The 17,341-nt window shown below is 68.6% G+C and carries 12 protein-coding genes; 5 read left to right on the forward strand and 7 right to left on the reverse strand.

Annotated features, from left to right (window positions below; all coding sequences use genetic code 11):
• Positions 1-112 precede the first annotated feature (112 nt).
• From AC24R4_RS13235 to AC24R4_RS13250, 4 genes are all read left to right on the forward strand, one after another.
• Positions 113-1,549: an aldehyde dehydrogenase family protein gene (locus AC24R4_RS13235; RefSeq protein ID WP_400394203.1), complete on the forward strand. Its 1,437-nt coding sequence runs from the start codon at positions 113-115 to the stop codon at positions 1,547-1,549.
• Positions 1,542-1,781, forward strand: a complete 240-nt coding sequence (locus AC24R4_RS13240; protein ID WP_153946759.1) for a hypothetical protein — start codon at positions 1,542-1,544, stop codon at positions 1,779-1,781. The genes AC24R4_RS13235 and AC24R4_RS13240 overlap by 8 nt, the downstream gene beginning before the upstream one ends.
• A 74-nt stretch (positions 1,782-1,855) precedes the next feature.
• Positions 1,856-2,617, forward strand: a complete 762-nt coding sequence (locus AC24R4_RS13245; protein WP_400394205.1) for an SDR family oxidoreductase — start codon at positions 1,856-1,858, stop codon at positions 2,615-2,617.
• Between the two features lie 55 nt (positions 2,618-2,672).
• Positions 2,673-3,986 (forward strand): MFS transporter, encoded by a 1,314-nt coding sequence (locus AC24R4_RS13250; RefSeq protein ID WP_400394206.1) that lies wholly within the window; start codon positions 2,673-2,675, stop codon positions 3,984-3,986.
• Positions 3,987-4,043: 57 nt separating this feature from the next.
• Here AC24R4_RS13250 and AC24R4_RS13255 read toward each other — a convergent pair whose 3' ends face one another.
• The 6 genes from AC24R4_RS13255 to AC24R4_RS13280 form a co-directional block, all read right to left on the reverse strand.
• Positions 4,044-10,103 (reverse strand): Hpt domain-containing protein, encoded by a 6,060-nt coding sequence (locus tag AC24R4_RS13255; RefSeq protein ID WP_487523217.1) that lies wholly within the window; start codon positions 10,101-10,103, stop codon positions 4,044-4,046.
• 38 nt (positions 10,104-10,141) lie between these two features.
• Entirely contained in the window at positions 10,142-12,337 is a 2,196-nt protein-coding gene (locus AC24R4_RS13260; protein ID WP_400392736.1) for a methyl-accepting chemotaxis protein, read from the reverse strand.
• Positions 12,338-12,392: 55 nt separating this feature from the next.
• Positions 12,393-12,944 carry a chemotaxis protein CheW gene (locus AC24R4_RS13265; RefSeq protein ID WP_153946754.1) on the reverse strand — a complete coding sequence of 184 codons (552 nt, stop codon included), beginning with the start codon at positions 12,942-12,944 and terminating at the stop codon, positions 12,393-12,395.
• Positions 12,945-13,063: 119 nt separating this feature from the next.
• Positions 13,064-13,432 carry a response regulator gene (locus AC24R4_RS13270; RefSeq protein ID WP_092594954.1) on the reverse strand — a complete coding sequence of 123 codons (369 nt, stop codon included), beginning with the start codon at positions 13,430-13,432 and terminating at the stop codon, positions 13,064-13,066.
• Positions 13,433-13,465: 33 nt separating this feature from the next.
• Positions 13,466-13,960 carry a response regulator gene (locus AC24R4_RS13275; RefSeq protein WP_153946821.1) on the reverse strand — a complete coding sequence of 165 codons (495 nt, stop codon included), beginning with the start codon at positions 13,958-13,960 and terminating at the stop codon, positions 13,466-13,468.
• A gap of 358 nt (positions 13,961-14,318) precedes the next feature.
• Positions 14,319-14,489 carry a rubredoxin gene (locus tag AC24R4_RS13280; RefSeq protein WP_011298773.1) on the reverse strand — a complete coding sequence of 57 codons (171 nt, stop codon included), beginning with the start codon at positions 14,487-14,489 and terminating at the stop codon, positions 14,319-14,321.
• Between the two features lie 255 nt (positions 14,490-14,744).
• On the opposite strand from AC24R4_RS13280, the gene hemL reads away from it, so the two are divergent.
• Positions 14,745-16,037 (forward strand): glutamate-1-semialdehyde 2,1-aminomutase, encoded by a 1,293-nt coding sequence (gene hemL, locus AC24R4_RS13285; RefSeq protein ID WP_400392738.1) that lies wholly within the window; start codon positions 14,745-14,747, stop codon positions 16,035-16,037.
• Positions 16,038-16,153: 116 nt separating this feature from the next.
• Here hemL and dapA read toward each other — a convergent pair whose 3' ends face one another.
• Positions 16,154-17,032 carry a 4-hydroxy-tetrahydrodipicolinate synthase gene (gene dapA / locus AC24R4_RS13290; protein ID WP_400392740.1) on the reverse strand — a complete coding sequence of 293 codons (879 nt, stop codon included), beginning with the start codon at positions 17,030-17,032 and terminating at the stop codon, positions 16,154-16,156.
• Between the last annotated feature and the right edge of the window lie 309 nt (positions 17,033-17,341).

Raw genomic sequence — 17,341 nt, forward strand, 5'->3', positions numbered from 1 at the left:
CCCGCCGCCGCGCCGTGTGGCGTTTGATGCCTTGCACGCCCGGCGCGGTGCGCGATAATGCGGCATTCCCGATTTCAGCATTTGCTCCATAACCGGAGCCGTGGAGACCTGCATGCATGCCCAGCATTTCGTCGCCAATCGCCTGATCGCCCCCGATTCCGGCCTGCGCATCAAGGTGTTCGACCCCTCCAACGGCGAGCCGTTCGCCGAGATCGCCCGCGGCAATGCCACCGATATCAGCGTGGCCGTCCGTGCCACCCGCCAGGCCTTCGAAGGCCAATGGGGCGCGATGAACCCGGCCGACCGCGTGCGCCTGCTGAACCGCGTGGCGCTCAAGCTGATCGCGCACGAGGACGAACTGGCCGCGCTGGAAGCGCGCGACACCGGCAAGCCGCTGCGCCAGGCCCGCGCCGACGCCCGCGCCGTGGCCCGCTATTTCGAGTTCTACGCGGGCGCGGCCGACAAGCTGCACGGCGAGACCATTCCCTACACCACCGGCTACACGGTACTCACCGTGCGTGAACCCCATGGCGTGACCGGCCACATCGTCCCGTGGAACTACCCGCTGCAGATCTTCGGCCGCAGCGTGGGCGCGGCGCTGGCCACCGGCAACGCCTGCGTGGTCAAGCCCGCCGAGGACGCCTGCCTGTCGATCCTGCGCGTGGCCGAACTGGCTGCCGAGGCCGGGCTACCCGAGGGCGCGCTGAACATCGTCACCGGCTACGGCCACGAGGCTGGCGCGGCGCTGGCCCGCCATCCGGGCATCAACCATATTTCGTTCACGGGGTCGCCGGACACCGGCAAGCTCGTGTCGCAACTGGCCGCCGAGAACCACGTGCCGGTGACGCTGGAACTGGGCGGCAAGTCGCCCCAGGTGGTGTTTGCCGATGCCGACCTCGACGCGCTGCTGCCCGTGGTGGTCAACGGCATCGTGCAGAATGCGGGCCAGACCTGCTCGGCCGGCAGCCGCCTGCTGGTGGAGCGGCCCGTCTACGAGGCCCTGCTCGACCGGCTGTCGGGCGTGTTCGAGTCGCTGCGTGTCGGCCCGTCGGCACTGGACCTGGAATGCGGCCCGCTGATCAGCCGCAAGCAGCAGCAGCGCGTGTGGGATTTCGTGTCCGATGCCCAGCACGACGGCATTGCCGTGATGGCCCAGGGCCAGATCGTGGGCGAGGCGCCGGAGTCCGGCTACTACCAGGTGCCGATGCTGTTCCGCGACGTGCCCGCCACGCACCGGCTGGCCCAGGAAGAAGTGTTCGGGCCGCTGCTGGCCGCCATGCCGTTCGATACCGAGGACGAGGCCATCCGCCTGGCCAACGGCACCGCGTATGGCCTGGTGGCAGGGGTCTGGACGCGCGACGGCGGCCGCCAGATGCGGCTGGCGCGCAAGCTGCGGGCCGGCCAGGTCTTCATCAACAACTATGGCGCCGGCGGCGGCGTCGAGCTGCCGTTCGGCGGCACCGGCCAGTCGGGCTATGGCCGCGAGAAGGGCTTCGAGGCCCTGTACGGATTCACCACTCTGAAAACCATCGCCATTCAACATGGGTAGCATCAACTTTCTCTCGGTCGCCTTCGCCATCTTCTTTTTCTGGATGGCGTGGCATGTGCGAAACAAGCGCGCCACCAATCCGTCCGGCATGCCCCGCCTGCAGGTGTTCAAGCGCAAGTGGGGCGATACCGTGGGCGACCGCGTCCACTGGTGCATGTACGTGGCCCTGCCCTTCCTGCTCGGCATCATGATGGTAGCCAACGCCCTGCAGAACAAAGGCCCCTTCCACTGATTTCACAATTCCGATGTTCCGCCCGTAGTGCGGCAACAGACCGCGCCGGGCTTCACCCAACTGGAGACTTGGCAATGACCAGACTGGCTGGCAAGGTAGCGGTAGTGACGGGCGGCGGCTCGGGCTTTGGCGAAGGCATCGCCCAGACATTCGCGCGCGAAGGCGCCAGCGTGATGGTGGCCGACCTGAACCTCGACGCCGCCCATCGCGTGGCGGCGGCCATCCGCGACGCGGGCGGCAAGGCCGACGCGGTGCGCGCCGACGTATCGCGCGGCGACGACGTGGCCGCCATGCGGGATGCCACGCTGGCCGCCTTTGGCGACGTCCACTGCGTGGTCAACAATGCCGGCACCACCCATCGCAACAAGCCGATCCTGGAAGTCACCGAGGAAGAGTTCGACCGTGTCTACGCGGTCAACGTAAAGAGCATCTACTGGTCGGCGCACCATTTCATCCCGCACTTCCGCCAGCGTGGCGGCGGCAACTTCGTCAACGTGGCCTCGACGGCCGGCATCCGGCCGCGCCCCGGCCTGGTCTGGTACAACGGCAGCAAGGGCGCCGTGATCGTGGCCAGCAAGGCCATGGCCGCCGAACTGGGCCCCGACAACATCCGCGTCAACTGCGTGAACCCGGTGATCGGCGCGACGGGCCTGCTGGAGCAGTTCATGGGCGTGCCCGACACCCCCGAGAACCGCGCCCGGTTCCTGGCGACCATCCCCATGGGGCGCATGTCCACGCCGCAGGACGTGGCCAATGCCTGCCTGTACCTGGCGTCGGACGACGCCAGCTTCATCACCGGCACCTGCATCGAGGTGGATGGCGGCCGCTGCGTCTGACCATCCGCGGGCATCCGCAACACAACTAGAACCACATCCCAACGAGGAGACACCGATGACAACCACCGCAGTCAACGCCGGCGCGCGCGACGCCGGCTTCGAGGACGCCACTTACCGCAAGGTGACGTGGCGCCTGGTGCCGTTCCTGCTGCTCTGCTACGTCGTGGCCTACCTGGACCGCGTCAACGTGGGCTTTGCCAAGCTGCAGATGCTCAACGACCTGCAGTTCAGCGAAACCATCTACGGGCTGGGCGCCGGCATCTTCTTCATCGGCTATTTCCTGTTCGAAGTGCCGAGCAACGTGATCCTGCACAAGGTGGGCGCGCGGCTCTGGATCGCCCGGATCATGATCACGTGGGGCCTGATCTCGGCGGCCATGATGTTCGTCACCACGCCGACGATGTTCTACGTGCTGCGCTTCCTGCTGGGGATCGCCGAAGCCGGCTTCTTCCCGGGCATCATCCTGTACCTGACCTACTGGTATCCAGCCAGCCGGCGTGGGCGCACCACCACGTTCTTCATGACGGCCATCGCGCTGTCGGGGGTGATCGGCGGCCCGCTGTCGGGCTGGATCATGCAGTCGTTCGACGGCCGCAATGGCTGGGCCGGCTGGCAGTGGATGTTCCTGGTGGAAGGCATCCCGTCGATCCTGGTGGGTATCTGGGTGCTGCTGTACCTGGACGACCGCATCGCCTACGCCAGGTGGCTGAGCGACGACGAAAAGGCGCTGCTCCAGCGCAATATCGCGGCCGAAGACCAGCACAAGGACGATCCGGCCGTCACGCAGGTGCTGTCCAGCCCGCGCGTCTGGTTGATGAGCGCGATCTACTTCAGCTTCGTGATGGGCCTGTACGGCGTGAGCTTCTGGCTGCCGACGATCATCAAGCAGACCGGCGTCAAGGGCGCGCTCGACGTGGGCCTGCTCACCGCCATTCCGTATGGCTGCGCCGTGGTGGGCATGATCCTGTTTGCCTATAGCGCCGACCGCCGCGGCGAGCGCCGCTGGCATATCGCCGTGCCGGCACTGCTCGGCGCGCTGGGTCTGGTGCTGTCGGTGCAGTGGCATGGCGATACGACGATGGCCATGGTGGCGCTGACGCTGGCCACCATCGGCATCCTGACCACGCTGCCGCTGTTCTGGAGCCTGCCCACGGCCTTCCTGGCCGGTACGGGCGCCGCCGCCGGCATTGCACTGATCAACTCGCTGGGCAACCTGGCGGGCTTTATCAGCCCCTACGCGGTCGGCTGGCTCAAGGACATGACGCACAGCACGGACTCGGGCATGTACCTGCTGGCCGCCTGCATGGTGGTGGGCGCGGCACTGACGCTGTCGGTGCCGGTGCGGATGGTGAATCAGAAGCAGGATTGAGTTTGCAGCGCCCCTCTCCCACAAGCGGGAGAGGGGCGCCAACGCAGGCTGGGCGGCTTACGCCTCGCCCAGCATCTGCGCCACTGACGATGCGGTGGTGGCGGCCTTCTCGCCGATCAGCTGCTGGAGCGTGCGCAGCAGTTCGTCTTCGTTGAACGGCTTGCCCAGGTAGACGTTCACGCCGATCTCCGCCGCATAGCGGCGATGCTTCTCCGCCGTACGCGACGTGATCATGACCAGCGGCATGCGGCTGGTGCGGGCATCGGCCCGCACGTTGCGCGTCAGGTCGAAGCCGTCCATGTTCGGCATCTCGATATCGACCAGCATCGCGTCGGGCATCACTTCCTGCAACTGGCGCAGCGCGTCCACGCCATCGCGTGCCAGCACCACCTGGTAGCCGGCGCGCGTGAGCAGGCGCTGGCTGGCCTTGCGCACGGTCAGCGAATCGTCCACCACCATCACGGTCGGCTGCGTCATCAGCCCCGGCACGGGCACCGCCGCGCCAGCGTCGACGAACTCGGCCACCGCGCCGGTCTGGCCGCCGTGTTGCAGCGCGGCCAGCACCGGCCTGGCCGGCGCCGTGGCGCCGCGCTCCCGCTCCCAACGCTGGGCCAGCACCACCGGGTTGTAGATCAGCACGATCTCGCCATCGCCCAGCGTGGTCGCGCCGGCAATGCCTTCCATCCGGGCCAGATGCGGGCCGATGTGCTTCACCACCACTTCGCGGTTGCCCAGCACGTCGTCCACATGCACGGCCACGCGTTCGGCCCCCGAGCGCACCACCACCACCGGGGAATACTTGCGGCCCGACGCCATGCCGGCAGTTTCCTCCAGCAGCGCGCCAAAGTAGAAGAACGGCACTTCGATGCCGGCGGCGCTGAAGCGCCCGGCGTTGTAGGCCTCCAGCAGCGGCTTCTCGCGCAACTGGTGGACCTGGTCGATCATGCCGCTCGGCATGGCGAACAGGCGTCCGCCCAGCGACACCAGCAGCACCTGCGTGATCGCCGTGGTCAGCGGCAGGTGCACCGTGAAGCTGGTGCCACGGCCGGCTTCGGTCGACAGCGTGATACGGCCGCCCAGTGCCACCGTTTCGGCCCGCACCACGTCCATCCCGACCCCACGGCCAGCCAGTTCGGACACCGCGTCGGCAGTCGAGAAGCCCGGCGCGAAGATCATTTCGGTCAGGCGCGCCTCGCTGGCATCTTCGTCGGGGGCCATCAGCTGGCGCGCCACGGCACGCTCGCGAATGCGGGACAGGTTCAGGCCGCTGCCGTCGTCGAAGAACGTCAGCACCACCTCGTTGCCTTCCTGCTGCACTTCCAGCGTCAGCGCGCCGGTGGCCGACTTGCCCGCCGCTCGCCGCACGTCGGCCGGCTCGATGCCATGCACCACGGCGTTGCGGATCAGGTGCTCGATCGGCCCGGCCATGCGGTCCAGCACCGAGCGGTCGATTTCCACGGTACCGCCCTTGATCAGCAGGCGCACTTCCTTGCCGGTCTCGGTGGCCGACTGGCGTGCCACGCGGTACAGACGTTCGGCCAGCGCATCGAACTGCACCATGCGCGCCTGCATCAGGCCGCGCTGCAGGCCACGCGTCAGCCGCGCCTGCGCCGCCAGGTCACCCGACGCGCGGTCGAAGCCGCGCTGCAGGTTCTGCTCCACGGTGGCCACGTCGTTGACCGATTCGGCCATCATCCGCGTCAGCTCCTGGAAGCGCGTGAAGCGGTCGAATTCCAGCGGATCGAATTCCTGATTGTGCTGCTGGTCGGCGATCCGCGACGCCATCTGCGTTTCGGCCTGGATTTCGATCTCGCGCAGCTGCATGCGCAGACGGGCGACGTTGTCGTTCAGTTCGCCCAGGTAGCTGCGCAATGCCTCCAGTTCGCTGTCCAGGCGCGCGCGCGTCGCGCTCACTTCGCCGGCGTCATTGATCAGCGTGTCCAGCGCGCGGGCCTGCACGCGCACCAGTGCGCGCTGGCGGTCGGCGTCGGTCGGCAAGGCGGCCGGGGTGGCCGGCATCATCGGCGCGACCGGGGCTACCGGGGCTACCGCGTGCTGCGGCGCGCCTTGCGTCGCCGCATGGCCCAGGGCCTCCGGCGTCGCCAGCGCGGCGGGGCCGGCGGGCGCGGCGACCAGGCCGTTGACCACGTCGGCATCGTCCACCGGCAGCAGGCGGCCGTTCTGCAGCGCGTCCACGTGCGCCAGGATGCGGTCGTACCACGCGTACAGCTTGCCGAACAGCTCCGGCGACACGCGCTGGCCGCGCACGCTGGCTTCGAGCAGCGTTTCCATTTCGTGGGCCGCCTGGCCCAGCGCCATGGCCCCGGCCATGCGCGCACTGCCCTTCAGCGTGTGCAGGCCACGCAGGATCAGGCCGCCGTGCTGCGCCTCGTCGGGCGAGGCTTCCCACGTGCGCACCAGCTTGCCGAGATCGGGCAGCGCGCCATGGGCTTCTTCCAGGAAGATCTCGACCAGCGCCGGGTCCAGTGCCGACGCGTCGGTCGAGGTGTCCTCGGGCGGCGTACCGGCCATGTCGGGCGTGTCGGGGGAATGCGGCGTGACGTGCGCCACGGCGATCGAATCATGGCGCGGCGCGGTCGGCAGCGAAATCACCACGGCGTCCTGCACCGGGGTGACGGGTGTCAATACCGGGCCCGCCGGCGCCGACACCGGCGGCAGCGACGTGATCGGCGTCAGCTTCACGGGCGGCAGTTCCGCCTCCGGCGCCTGCACATCGGCGTCGATCTCGGGCAGCGGCGTCGTCGAATTCTGACCGAACAGTTGGGACACCGAGCCTTCCTGCCCGGTGGACTGGGCGGCCGGCAGCGCGGCGCGCGGACGCACCAGCGCGCGCTCGCCGAAATCGTTCAGGTCGCGGCACAGCGAGGCATCGGCATCGGGCCAGATGCCGGCGGCAAACTGATGCAGCATCGCGCGCAGGCGGTCGACGGCCATGTCCAGCAGGCGGAAGTCGGCCGGATGCATGACCACCGGATGGCGGCCCAGCAGCAACAGCAGATGTTCGAGCGCCTCGGCAATCTCGCGTACCGGCTCCAGGCCAACCGTCGACGCGCTGCCCTGCAGCGTGTGCGCCACGCGCATTGCCAGCTCGCTCGGGCACGGATGGTTCTCGTGCCGCCACTCGGACAGGTCCGTGGCGAACTGGCGCAGCAGGTCGTCGGCTTCCTGCAGGTAGACGTTGTACAGCGCCAGGCCAATGCGAACCGGACCGATGACCTTGTAGCCCTCGTCCTCGTCGGCCAGCCCGCCGGACAGCCGGAACGGCAGCACGTTGTCGTCGGCCGGCGCGGCCTCGTCGGCGCCGCCCAGGGCGGCCGTCTCCCCGCCGGTTCCGGCGGGCTCCGTCATAGCGATGCCATCCGACACGTCCGCGGGCTCGGCGGACGTGGACCGCGTGTCCACCGATGCCGGCGGTGCCGATGCCTGCGCCAGCAGTGCATCCAGTGAATCGATCGAGCCGAACGGGTCGGCCTCGGCCGCGTCCTTTGCCACGCCGCCCGGCTGGCGCAGCGCCTGCGCGGCATCGACCAGCGGATCGATCTCGCGTAGCGTCGAGGGGTCCTCAAGCAGGGCCAGCGCCCATTCGCGCAGCAGGTCGTGCGCCTGTTGCAGCAAGGCGGGCAGCGCGGGCACCGGCTCGCGCGCCTCGGCAATCCACAGGTTCATCACCTGCTCGACGGCCCATGCGGCTTCGCCGTAGCGGTTCAGGCCGACCATGCGGCTCGATCCCTTGAGCGTGTGGAAGGCGCGGCGCAGACGGCTCAGCACGTCGGTATCGCGCAGGGCGTCCAGGCCGCCGGCCAGGTCGGTGGCGATATTGCCCAGCACCTCTTCGGCTTCGGACAGGAAGATTTCCAGCAGTTCGGCGTCGATCGCGGCGGCATCGGACGGCATCGACGCGGCGGGCGCGGCCGTCACCGGCGCGACGGCGGCCGGCAACGGATCGGCCAGCGCCACCACCATGCGCTCGGCCGCCGATTCGCTGCCGGCCAGCCAGGCGTGCAGCTGCGTGGTGGCCTCGCTGGCCTGGCGGCGCAGCGCGGCATCGTCGTCGATGGCAGCCTGGTCGGCCACCTCCTGCAGCGCGGCACGCAGCCGCTGGATCTCGGGAGCGTCCGCAGTGGCCGCCACGCGGATGGCATCCATCGCGGCACTGCGCGCCGCGCCCAGCGCGCCTTGCGGGGCGGCGTCCTGGCGTTGCGTGTGCAGCGCGAACGGATCGTCGCTGGCGGCATCGTTCTGCTTGCGGCCAAATTCGAGCAGGTCGGCAAACGCATGGACCGCGCCCAGTTCGGCCGCGATATCCGACAGCTGGCCGATACGCGCGGCATGGTCGGTGGTCTCACGCAGCACGCCAAGGCGCTGCAGCACCGAGCGCACCGACGCCAGCGCGGCTTCGGTCTCGACGTCGATCCCCTCGGGCAGCGCGGCGCTGCCGTGGATGCGTTCGACCGAGGCCAGCAGCGCGCCAAAGGCTTGTGCGGCATCGTCCAGGGCATTGCCCGCATCGGCCCGTGCCGCATTGCGGTCATAGGTATCGAGCCACGATTCGCCGCTGTCCAGCTGGGCACGCACCTGCGCCACGGCTTCGGTGCGCTGCGCCTGGGCGCCAGCGGACTGCACCAGTTCGGCCAGCCAAGCGGGCGCTTCCGCCTCCGCGTCGGCCAGGCAGGCGGCCAGCGTCTCGCAGCGCGCGGCGAACTCGGCCGCCGATGCGTGGCCGGACTTGCCGTGGACGCGCCACGGCATGGCCAGCGCGCGCGACAGGAAAAGCGCCACGCCGCCACGGCCCAGCGCATCGCCCGCCGGCCGCTGGCCCGCGTACGCCGCGGCGGCGGTCAGGCATTGCTGCAGCGCCGGCTGCGCCAGCGGCATGGCGGCCTCGGCCAGCGATGCCAGCGCAAGCTCCCAGCCCGACTGGTCGTCGGCGGCGGCCCGCTCGATGGCGGTGGCGGCATGCTGCAGGTTGCGGGTATCGATCGGATCGAGCCAGCCGTAGTAGCGTTGCCGGTAATCGGCCCGCGCCACCACGTGCGCCGGGTCTACCCGGTACGCCTGCAGGCTGCGTGCGATATCGACGCGCAGTACCTGCACGGCGGCCTGCACCACGGGCGGCGTGGTGTCCTCGGGGCCGTCGGGGGTCAGGCCGGTGCTGACCAGCAGGAAGACGGCGTCGTTGAGCAGCGCCTGCGGCACGCGCACCTGGCCCTGCAGGTACTGGCGCACCAGCAGGTGGGTACGGGCGGCAAAACGCTTGGCCAGCAGGTCGGACGGCAGCAGGCCGTGAGCCAGTGCGCGGAACACCAGGGCCAGCGTGTGCCAGATGCCGCGGTCGGGCGTATCGGTGGTGCGGCGCGCGTCCTGCTCGTGGTTGCGCACATCGTCGAGCACCGACTGCAGCGGCAGCCAGGCCTCGCGCAGCAGCGACGTTTCGGTGCACGGCGTGGGCAGGCGCAGCGCCTTCAGCAACGCGGCCTCGAAACGCTGGCGCGCGCGCGTCACGGCGGACGCCGAGCGCGTGGGCAGCAAGATGCCGGGCAGCATCTGCAGCTCGTCCAGCCACAGGTCGGCCGGATGCACCCGCTCTTCCTTCATCATCGAGAGCGCGGCGGCATAGGGCTGGAACAGGCGCAGCGGGTCTTCCGCGTCGCCCGCCATCAGGTCGTCGACGTATTCGGCCAGGGCCTGCACGCCGGTGCGGAACACCGCCAGCATGGCGGCGTCGGCGGCCACGGTGCCGGCATCGACGGCTTCCAGCAGGCGGCGCAGCGCCTGGCAATAGGCATCCACCCCGCGCAGGCCGACGATATGCACGGCGCCGGCGGCCTGGTGCAGGTGCTGGCCGGCCAGGCGCAGCGACGTGGTGTCGCGGGCGCCCAGTGCTTCCGGCGTTTGCCGGATCTCGTCGACATAGTGGCCCAGCTCGCTCGCGGCGTCGTCCAGCGCGGTGCGCAGGCTTGGCGCGAGCCAGGCCAGCACCGAGAGGTCGCGCTGCGGGGCAGCCGGCACCCCGGCTGCGGCCGTATCCGGCGTGGCATGCGGTTGCGACGCGGCCCTGGCGGCCTCGTCGCTGGTAAGGATGGAATTCAGGGACATGACCAGTTCCGGTGCGGCCGTCAACGTACGGGCGGGCGTCAGGCGATCTTGAATCGCGACACCGAGTTACGCAGTTCTTCGGTCAGCGCGGTCAGCTGGCGCACCGACGTGGCGGTGTGGCGCGTGCCGGCCGTCGTCTGGGCGGTAACCTGCAGGATGCCTTCGATGTGATGGGCCACGTTGGTGGCCAGGCTCGCCTCGTGCGACGTGGTCTGCGCGATCTGTTCGATCAGCTCGGCCAGCTGGCGAGACACGCGTCCGATCTCCACCAGTGCGGCGCCGGCGTTGTCCGACAGCCGCGCCCCTTCCACCACGCCCGCCGTGCTCTGCTCCATGGCGTGCACGGCGTCCTGCGTGTCGGTCTGGATCGTGCGGATCAGCGCGCCAATCTGCTTGGTGGCCTCGCCCGAGCGTTCGGCCAGGCGCTGCACTTCTTCCGCCACCACCGAGAAGCCGCGACCCGCTTCGCCTGCCGACGCCGCCTGGATGGCGGCGTTCAGTGCCAGCACGTTGGTCTGTTCGGTAATGTCCGAGATCAGCTCGACGATTTCGCCGATCTCCTGCGACGATTCGCCCAGGCGCTTGATCCGCTTCGAGGTTTCCTGAATCTGGTCGCGAATGTCGTTCATGCCCGCGATCGCGTTCTGCACCGCCTGCTGGCCCTGTTCGGCCGCCGACAGCGACGCACGCGCCACGTTGGCGGATTCGGCCGCGCCGCGCGATACCTGCGTGATGCGGTCCGCCATCTCCACCACCGACTCGCCGGTCTGGCGGATCTGGCGCGACTGCTCTTCGGTCGTGGCCGCCAGCTGCACCGAGGTGTCCTGCACCTGCGACGAAGCGTGCTGCACCTGTCCGGCGGTCTGCTGCACGCGGCCCACCAGCTCTTTCAGTTCTTCCACCGTGTAGTTCACCGAATCGGCGATGGCGCCGGTGATGTCCTCGGTCACGGTGGCCTGGCGCGTCAGGTCGCCGTCGGCGATGTCCTGCAGCTCGTTCATCAGCTGCAGAATGGCCTTCTGGGTGGCGTCGTTGTTGCGCTTTTCCTCCAGGCGGCGCGCTTCGGCTTCACGCTCGCGCGCTTCCGCTTCCAGCGCACGCACGCGCGAATCGCGCAGGTACAGCGCCGCCAGCCCGGCCAGGCACAGCAGCGTGGCCACGGCCGACACCACCATCGCGCCAAACGTCCACGGGCGGAACCGCGCCCCTTCGGCGTACGACGTCTGCAGTTCGGCCAACTCGGCGCGCAGCGCCTCGTTGTCGTTGAAGATCTGCTGCTGCGCGCGCTTGGCGGCGATCAGGCCCGGCAGGTTCTGCAGGATGGTCTGCGTGGTCTTCTGCACCGCCTCGAACCGCTGCGACAGCTGCTGCAGGTAGTTGCGCGTCTCGGCATCGGTGGCCGGCGCCAGGCGCAGGGCTTCGGAGCCGTTGGTCAGCCCGTCCAGCGTTTCGCGGAAGGTGTTGGTGTCCTTGCCCAGCAGGAACGCGGTTTCGGGGTTGACGCCTTCGCCCGAGAGGAACTCGTTCAGGTTCTTACCCAGGCGCTGCGTCAGCATCACCAGCTGCGCGGAAGCGGCCACCTCGCGGGTGTTCGATCCGGCCTGCAGCTTGATGGCGGCCACCTGTTCGGCCGCTTCGAGCAGTTCGGGGTTCGACGCGTTGAAGATCTGCAGCGTCTGGCCGATCGTGGTCAGAATGGGCTGCTGGGCCAGCACGTCGGCCGCGCTCTTTTCCGATCGCTTCCACGACCCGAACGCCTTTTCGAGCAGCGGCTCGGCCGGGCCCGACGTGGCACGCACGTGCTTTTCGTCGCTGCCGTTCTGCAGCGCCAGCAAGTCGGCGGTCAGCTGTTCCTTGGACTGGCGCAGCTGCGTGAATGCCTGCGCGTTGCCGAGCAGCGCCACCGGCACCGCTTTACCCAGACGCTGCGAGTGCATCAGCATGTTACCGGCGATCTCGATCTGCGCCGCGCCGTTGTTGGCCTGGCGGTTATCAAGATAGACCGATGCCAGCAGCGCCAGCAGCGACGCCACCACGCCGCCGGTCAGCAACCGTTGCTGGGAAGAGAACGGCATGCGCGTCAGCCAGCCCGACATCCTCTCCACGGGCGTCTGGCCCGCCACACCCTTGCCCGCGCCGGCCTTGGCGAATACCGATGCGCGCGGCGCCGCCGCGTCGGCAGCGGCACCGGCGGTAGCGGTGCGACGGCCCAGGCTGATCTTCTTGATTCCCATGGCAACCCTCTGTTCGTTCGTTTTCTGTTTGGTTCTTGTGCCCGGACGTCAGGCCTCAGGCCGCGTCGCGGCCGGCCTGCAGGAAGGCGGGCGCGTCCAGCAACTGGCGGATGTCCAGCACCTGCCAGTCGCGCCCGTCCCGGTCCGCGAAGGCGGCACCGCGCCAGGCTTCGGGTTCCGCGCCACCGGCCGGCGTCAGGTCCACGGCGTGCCGCAGCCCCACCACGCGCGTGGCGATGATGCCGCAGGCGCGTTCGACATGGCGCGACAGCACCACGATCTTGCTGCCAGGCTGCACCGGGGTCGGACCGTCGCCGCAGAACATGCCGAAATCGATCACGCCCAGCAGGTTGCCCCGGGCGTTGACCAGGCCGCGATACCACGGCTGCGTCAGCGGCACGGGCGCGGGCGCGCGCATTTCCAGCACCTCGCCGGTGTCCATCAGCGGCAGCAGCCAGTTGCGCTGGCCCACCAGCACGCCCAGGTAGCTGTCGACGGCGGGCAGGTTGCGCGCCTCGCGCAGGCGCCGTGCCAGCATGGCCTGATAGTCATGCAGGCGGGTCTGGCGAGTCTGGCGGGTTCGGATGTCTTGGCGCGGCGCGTTCATGATCGGATACCAGTGAAACCTGGAAACCAGTGGTGAGACCAGTTGTCATGGCCGTGCGCGGGCGCCGCCGGCGTCCCAGGACACCCGCGCCCACTGCGGCCCCTTGGCTGCCGCGGCGCTCAGTGCGCCAGCGCGGCGATCTTCGAAAGCAGTTCCTCGCCGTCCACCGGCTTGACGATGTAGTCCGACGCGCCCTGGCGAATGCCCCAGATGCGGTCCGTCTCCAGGCCCTTGCTGGTGCACATGATCACGGGGATGTCCTTGAAACGGTCGTCGCGCTTGATCGCGCGGGTGGCCTGGTAGCCGTTCTGGCCCGGCATCACCACATCCATCAGGATCAGGTCGAAGGTTTCGGCCTCGAGGCGCGTCATGGCCTGTTCGCTGTTGCCGGCCACCGAGACCTTGAAACCCTTCTTGCCGAGCAGGTCGGACATGAACAGGGCTTCGGTGGGCGAATCGTCGACGATAAGGATTTTGCTGATGGTCATTGTTTCATTCCTGGATACTTCGGGCGGCATGCGTCATGCCGCCACGGCCGCACCCTCTTCCGGCACGCAGCCCGCCAGGCAGGTCTGCACCGCCTGTAGCAGGGCTTCGCGGGAAAACGGCTTGGCCAGATGGTTGTGCGCGCCGACGAGCTTGCCGCGCGAGCGGTCGAACACGCCGTCGCGGGACGACAGCATGATCACGGGGATAGCGTGGAAGCGTGGGCTTTTCTTGATCAGGGAGCAGGTCTGGTAGCCATCGAGCCGCGGCATGAGGATGTCGCAGAAGATGACGTCCGGATGGAGGTCGCCCACCTTGGCAAGCGCCTCGAAGCCGTCCTCGGCCAGCATGACCTGGAAGCCTGCCTGCGTCAGAAAGATCTCCGCCGTCCGGCGGATGGTGCTGGAGTCGTCGATCACGAGCACCTTCACAGCGGCCTTGCGCGCTGTGGATGCCTCGCTGGCACCGGCGGTGGCGCCGGCGTTGACCCCATCGACAGACGTGTCTTGTTCTGTTTGAGTGACCCGCATCTTGTTCCCGCGACCCACGTCCTGCGTGACACAACAGGCGTAGGCATTCACTTGAGAACTTCCGCACGGCGCCATGAATGGCTGGCCGGCGGCCCCCGATTTTCCATTTCCCAGTCAAAAAAATACCCGGCAACCCGGCCGGTGGCGGCGCGCTTCTTGTCCGCGCCTGCCCGTTACTGCCATGTTCTTGTGCCGCGGCACCCCGTCTTCAGCCTGCCAGTGGGGCGCGGCCGGACGGATGTTCAGTTTTGCCGCAGAGTGTGACAACTCGTGGGGGGGCCGTCAATCCGGACACCCCGCTGCCACGGGCCGTTCTGTCGCTTTGGCGCGACGCACGGCCATTTCCGGACGACAGGCCTCAGATGGCCACCATCTCGAAATCTTCCTTGCGTGCCCCGCATTCCGGGCAGGTCCAGTTGATGGGCACGTCCTCCCATTTGGTACCCGGGGCGATGCCGTCTTCCGGCGCGCCGGTGGCCTCGTCATAGATCCAGCCACAAATCAGGCACATCCAAGTCTTGTATTCCATATGCAGGCTCTTGCCAGTCTCCATTAAAATCCAGCGCATGATGGTACCCAATCGGCGCCGATGACGCCACCCATGGGCCTGCGCAAATGGCCCAATATCGCCGCGTTCGTGCAATTTGACGTGCAGATGCCGCCTGAACGGCACCCTTTCGGCCAGGATTGCCCGCATTTCGGGCAGACCGCGGCTTGAGGCACGAGCAAGCCGCCCCCGGCCGGACGCCTGTCTTACCCAGTCTTCTCTTTTGGCCAGATTCCCATGTCCCGTAACCAGCAGCTCTTCGACCGCGCCCAGCAGACCATTCCCGGCGGCGTCAACTCGCCCGTGCGCGCCTTCCGTTCCGTCGGCGGCACGCCGCGCTTCATCACCCGTGCCGAGGGCGCGTACATGTGGGACGCCGACGGCCAGCAGTACATCGACTACATCGGCTCCTGGGGTCCGATGATCGTCGGCCACGCGCACCCGGACGTGGTGCGCGCCGTGCAGGAAACCGCCGTGCAGAGCTTCTCGTTCGGCGCCCCCACCGAGGCCGAGATCGTGATGGCCGAGGAAATCTGCAAGCTCGTGCCGTCGATCGAGCAGGTGCGGCTGGTGTCGTCGGGCACCGAGGCCACCATGAGCGCGCTGCGCCTGGCGCGCGGCTTCACGGGCCGGGACCTGATCATCAAGTTCGAGGGCTGCTACCACGGCCACGCCGACAGCCTGCTGGTCAAGGCCGGCTCGGGCCTGCTGACGTTTGCCGATACCACCCAGAACGCGCCGTCGTCGGCCGGCGTGCCCGCCGACGTGACGCGCCATACGATGGTGCTCGAGTACAACAACGTGACCCAGCTCGAAGAAGCGTTCGCGCGCCACAAGGGCGAGATCGCGGCGGTCATCGTCGAGCCCGTGGCCGGCAACATGAACCTCGTGCGCGCCAGCGAGGCCTTCCTGAATGCGATGCGCAACCTGTGCAGCGAACACGGCAGTGTCCTGATCTTCGACGAAGTGATGACTGGCTTCCGTGTGGCGCTGGGCGGCGCGCAGTCGCACTACGGCATTACCCCGGACATGACCTGCCTGGGCAAGGTCATCGGCGGTGGCATGCCGGCGGCGGCGTTTGGCGGCCGGCGCGACATCATGGCCAAGCTGGCGCCGCTGGGCGGGGTCTACCAGGCCGGCACGCTGTCGGGCAACCCGCTGGCCGTGGCCGCGGGCCTGGCCACGCTCAAGCTGATCCAGGCACCGGGCTTCTACGACCGCCTGGCCACGCAGACGCGCAAGCTGACCGACGGCCTGACCGCCGCCGCCCGCGCCGCGGGCGTGCCGTTCTCGGCCGATGCCATCGGCGGCATGTTCGGCCTCTACTTCACCAACGCAGTGCCGGCCAGCTTTGCGGAGGTCACCCAGGCCGACGTGGGCCGCTTCAACCGCTTCTTCCACGCCATGCTGGCCGAAGGCGTCTACCTGGCGCCGTCGGCCTTCGAAGCCGGCTTTGTCTCGGCAAAGCACGACGACGCCATCATCGACGCAACGGTCAAGGCCGCCGAAAAGGCGTTCAAGGCGGGCTAACACCCCTGAACCAGCAGGAAGCCGCCGGTCGGATCCAGCCCGGCGGCGCCTGATTCGTCCGCCCTCTCCCCCAACCCCTCTGCCCCCTTGCGGGAGAGGGGAGCAAACCCGTGGCGTCAAGCCGAAACCCCATCGAACATCTCCGCGAGCTGGTTCGCCAGTTCCGGCGATGCGCTGGTCATCGGCGCGCGCAGTTCGTCGCGCAACCAGCCAAGGCGGGCCAGCAGCGCCTTGGCCGGCCCCGGGTTGGGCTCGGCGAACAGGGCCTGGACCAGCGGCATCAACGCATGGAACAGGCGGCGCGCGTCGGCGAGCCGCCCTGCTTCCGCCGCGCGCCATATCTCCACGAACAGTTCGGGCCGGAAATGCGCCGAGGCGATGATCGCCCCGCGCCCGCCCAACGCGAGCGTGCCCAGCAACTGGTGATCCTCCCCCGCCAGCACTGACAGCCTGCCATCCGCGATCAGCGCCTGGGTAGGCTGCGCATTGCCGCCGCAATCCTTGATGGCGACGATATTTTCGTGGTCAGCCAATGCCAGCAGCGTGTCCAGCGTCAGCGTGGCGCCGGTGCGATAGGGAATGTCATAGAGGACCAGCGGCGCCCGGGCAGCATCGGCCAGCCGCGTGAACCAGTCGCGCAATCCCGCCTGCGACGGGCGGATGTAGTAAGGCGCGGGCGCCAGCACCCCCGCCAGCGGACGGCTGTCGAGCTGTTCCAGCCGCGCCATGGCATGCCCCAGGTGGTTGCCGGCCAGACCCATCACCACGGGCAGGCCCGCGGCCGCTTCCAGCACGGTATCGAGCACGGCCAGTTGCTCGGATGCGTCGAGCGCGGCCGCCTCGCCCGTGCTGCCGCAGACCACAAAGCCGGCCAGCCCGGTGGCGCGGTAGTGCATCACCAGGCGGCGCAGTGCGGCATGGTCGACGGCATTGTCGATAAAGGGGGTCACCAGCGGCAGCCAGATGCCCTGGAAGGAAGTTTGCGTGGTTTGCATCCATACACTCCGGATCGACCGGTTCAAAAAACCGTCGATGCGCGACAAGGCAGGACTTGCGGCAAGGGGAGAAAAACCGGGCGGGTACGCCCTCTCGGCCGGTGGGTGCTGTTCCGTCGCCCATCTGACGGAACAGCGCGCTCCGGTCAGACGAGCGACTGTTTTTTGGCTTTGGCGCGCGCAGCCCGGTCCACCGTGCCCAGGACGGGTACGGACAGGACGAAGGAAAGGCGGTTGGCGCACGGCATGGGCATGCAATCTACCGGCCGGCAGCGACCATCGTCAAGCGGCACGTACTTTGCCCGGCGG

This window comes from Cupriavidus sp. CER-90 (genome assembly GCF_057652055.1).

Coding starts and splice junctions, on each gene's coding strand:
- AC24R4_RS13245 (WP_400394205.1), top strand. CDS start 1,856: ATGACCAGACTGGCTGGCAAGGTAGCGGTAGTGACGGGCGGCGGCTCG.
- AC24R4_RS13255 (WP_487523217.1), bottom strand. CDS start 10,103: ATGTCCCTGAATTCCATCCTTACCAGCGACGAGGCCGCCAGGGCCGCG.
- AC24R4_RS13275 (WP_153946821.1), bottom strand. CDS start 13,960: ATGCGGGTCACTCAAACAGAACAAGACACGTCTGTCGATGGGGTCAAC.
- AC24R4_RS13240 (WP_153946759.1), top strand. CDS start 1,542: ATGGGTAGCATCAACTTTCTCTCGGTCGCCTTCGCCATCTTCTTTTTC.
- dapA (WP_400392740.1), bottom strand. CDS start 17,032: ATGCAAACCACGCAAACTTCCTTCCAGGGCATCTGGCTGCCGCTGGTG.
- AC24R4_RS13235 (WP_400394203.1), top strand. CDS start 113: ATGCATGCCCAGCATTTCGTCGCCAATCGCCTGATCGCCCCCGATTCC.
- AC24R4_RS13260 (WP_400392736.1), bottom strand. CDS start 12,337: ATGGGAATCAAGAAGATCAGCCTGGGCCGTCGCACCGCTACCGCCGGT.
- AC24R4_RS13270 (WP_092594954.1), bottom strand. CDS start 13,432: ATGACCATCAGCAAAATCCTTATCGTCGACGATTCGCCCACCGAAGCC.
- hemL (WP_400392738.1), top strand. CDS start 14,745: ATGTCCCGTAACCAGCAGCTCTTCGACCGCGCCCAGCAGACCATTCCC.
- AC24R4_RS13265 (WP_153946754.1), bottom strand. CDS start 12,944: ATGAACGCGCCGCGCCAAGACATCCGAACCCGCCAGACTCGCCAGACC.
- AC24R4_RS13250 (WP_400394206.1), top strand. CDS start 2,673: ATGACAACCACCGCAGTCAACGCCGGCGCGCGCGACGCCGGCTTCGAG.
- AC24R4_RS13280 (WP_011298773.1), bottom strand. CDS start 14,489: ATGGAATACAAGACTTGGATGTGCCTGATTTGTGGCTGGATCTATGAC.